Annotated in this window: 2 protein-coding genes; both read right to left on the bottom strand. The window is 38.0% G+C overall.

The genetic code is table 11. From position 1 onward, the window contains the following. Positions 1–277 precede the first annotated feature (277 nt). Complete coding sequence (locus LI074_RS16855; RefSeq protein WP_020993160.1) at positions 278–1,453, bottom strand: IS91 family transposase; 1,176 nt, start codon at positions 1,451–1,453, stop codon at positions 278–280. Between the two features lie 2 nt (positions 1,454–1,455). Then, positions 1,456–2,298: a tyrosine-type recombinase/integrase gene (locus LI074_RS16850; protein ID WP_020993164.1), complete on the bottom strand. Its 843-nt coding sequence runs from the start codon at positions 2,296–2,298 to the stop codon at positions 1,456–1,458. Positions 2,299–2,563: the final 265 nt, after the last annotated feature.

The following is a 2,563-nucleotide window of genomic DNA, read 5'->3' as shown; positions in this document are numbered from 1 at the left end:
CAAACTGTTAAGGAAACAATCGGAGTTGGTGTAAACGAAAAAGCAGCCTTGAGTTCTGATAAAAACTGCCCTTTCGTTTACATCAATTTCGATTTTACCTTGGTGAACAAAGTCGCGTCCCTTTAGCCGATAGCTATGGGGATTCAATCGTTGCTCTTTTCCTTAAGTTTATCATACCGGATGTTTTGGTAAAAGTTTTTTTATTCAAGAAATCAATTTCAGGCATGACAAACAAACCTCCTATGCGGAAGTCATTTATTCTATGCAATTGTAGATTTTAACATCTCATATGTGCACAAAAAGAAGAACTGTATTTATCTTTGCGGGGTGATACCATATTCCCTCCGCAAGAAGAACATTTGCATACATCGATGTGATACAAAACCTTTATCATTTCTATTGCATTTAGATTTTTTAATGTAGAAATGTATTTCTTGCATCCAAGCAGATTTCTGCAGTGAGTTATCTTTTTTCTCTTGTTTCTACATGATAGCAGACCATAGTGACGGATTCTGACAAATTGTTTGGGAGGAACATGCATCAGGAATCGACGGATGAATTCTTCTCCTGAAATTGTTTTCTCTTTCCAACAGCCTTCGTTTTTATAGTCTTTTACTGCATATGTAACTGTCGTGTCTTTCATGGATTTAATTCGCTGATTACTGATTGCTATCCTGTGGGTATATTTTCCAAGATAATTGATAACCGACTGTGCACCATTGAAAGTTTCTTTACAGTAAGTGACCCAGTTCTTTTCATAACACTTATCAAGAAGTTCTTTAAAACGATAGCTGTTCTGATATTTCTCCGCTGTACCATGAAATTTAAGCTTAGAATCATTCCACAGGCTTTTTAACTCATCCAGATATTTTCCACGGAACACCTTTGAGATGACACCATATGGGAGAAAAAAATTTCCACCTGTTTCTTTCCATTTATTTTCATCATCAAGCCCACCTCCAAGAACAATGGTATGAATATGAGGATGATAATTCATTGCAGAACCCCAGGTATGAAGAATGCAGATATACCCTATATCAGCTCCCAGGTACTTTGCATCTTTTGACAATTCATTCAATGTGGCTGAAGCAGCATGATACAGTGCATCATATAACAGCTTCTGGTTGCTGTAAATAATGGAATTCAATTCCTCAGGAACTGTGAATACTACATGATAATAGGGTGCATCCAATACGTTCTCTTTTTGTGCATCAATCCATTTCTCTTTCGGAAACTCCTGGCACATGGGACAGCATCTGCTTCTGCAGGAGTTGTTGTGAACACTGATACATCCGCAGTCCTCACAAACACTGATGTTTACACCAAAAACTCCTGTTTTACAGTTTCTGATGTGATAAGCCGTTTTTCTGTGATGAGCAGGAGGGTTACTCCTCTTTTCATAAGAAGGATAGAACCGTTCAAATACATCCTGTATCGTACATGATTTATCCATAATCATTCACCACCCATCTCATCAAATGGGCTTTTAATACCAAGCAGAGTTTTATTGCTTACATGCAGATAAATTTCTGTTGATTTTGGATCACGATGTCCCAAAAGAGCCTGAATGTATTTTATATCGCAGCCTGACTCAAACAGATGACTTGCAAAACTATGACGCAAACAATGTGTGGAGACATGTTTCTGAATGCCTGCTCTTTCGGCGCTTTCACGAAAAAACTGAATGACACTATCTTTTGTAAGATAATCCCCTGTCCATGAACTTGGGAACAGAATCCCCCTTGGTCTGCCACATTGAAACCAGTATTCTGTCAATATTTCGAGCGTCCGGTCTGCAAGCAAAGTATAACGATCAGAGCGACTTTTCCCATCACGGATGTGTATGGTTTTGTTCGTGCGTGAAATATCATCATAATGAAGATGTGTGACTTCTGAAACACGAAGTCCGCCTGAATACATAGTAGCAATCATAGCTTTGTGCTTCAAATTTGGCGTAGCATCAAGAATAGCTGATATTTCTGCTTTTGTAAGCACCGTTGGTAACTTTCTGTCCCTTTTCATACGAGGTATGTCATCATCATCCCAATTCTTCTTCAATATTTTTTTGTAAAAGAAGCGGATTCCTGAATGGTAGTGATTGTATGTTTCTGGTGAAATCCCGGAAAGTTTCTTTTCAGTTAGGAATATATCAACATCGTCAGTTGTTAATGCATCTATATCCTTGGCTGTGCGGTTCAAAAAATGAGCAACACTGGTACAGTATGCATGAATCGTGGAATCCTTGAGATTCCGTTTATTTGCAGCAGATCGAATCTGATTAAAAATTTCTTCGTACATAATAAAATCCTCCATGTAAAATCAGTAGTTAATGAAAAACCCTGCTTACATGGAGGTGCATTAGCATAATAAAACCGCTTGTCAGAAAAGCGGTCAAATGGTATTCTTTTCATAGGCAGTGGTGTCTTTCTGTATTGAATTGTTTTGTGTGGTAACTTTACAATATCAAATACTGGTAAGAATTGCCATTGCCTATTTTATTATTGAGAAAAAGAAAGCTGCGCCACAGCCTTGGCAAGCCATCGCGCAGCGATTTTGTTCAACT

Source organism: Blautia sp. MSK18_10 (assembly GCF_020553185.1).
Classification (GTDB): Bacteria; Bacillota; Clostridia; order Lachnospirales; family Lachnospiraceae; genus Blautia_A; species Blautia_A wexlerae.
Note: the sequence above shows the minus strand (reverse complement) of the source record. Positions and strands in the feature narration are given on the sequence as shown.